Source organism: Photobacterium sp. DNB22_13_2 (assembly GCF_052873915.1).
In genome coordinates this window covers 1-338 of sequence record NZ_JBNNXU010000074.1, presented here as the reverse complement: position 1 = coordinate 338, position 338 = coordinate 1, and the positions used below count along the sequence as shown (strand labels likewise).

Sequence of the window (338 nt, the reverse complement as noted above, 5' to 3'; positions counted from 1 at the left end):
GATCGGGGTGGTCCGTATAACCGGTGTCGACCACCGCCACCACGATGCTGCTCGAGCCCTGCGTGATGCTCCATGCCGCCGCCGCGTTGATGCCGCCTGGCACGAGCGTCGGCGCGGCAAGGTTGTTCTGCGTGGCAAACAGCGGATCGTTGGGGATGGTATTGGGCCGCAGGATGCGATCCGGCACCACGTAGGCCACGCGCGCGTCCTGCGCGATCTTGGCGGCGGTAGCTTCAATACTAGCGGCGTCAGTCAAGCTGGTATGCATGAGCTGCGCTTGCGTGCCCAACGTGCGTTTGACTTGCAGCGCGCTCCCCGCGGTTTGCGCGACAGACAGC

1 pseudogene is annotated in these 338 nt (G+C 65.4%); it reads right to left on the bottom strand.

Annotated elements, in window-relative coordinates:
• Window positions 1-338, bottom strand: a pseudogene (locus ACVA58_RS27835) (hypothetical protein); the annotation flags it as partial.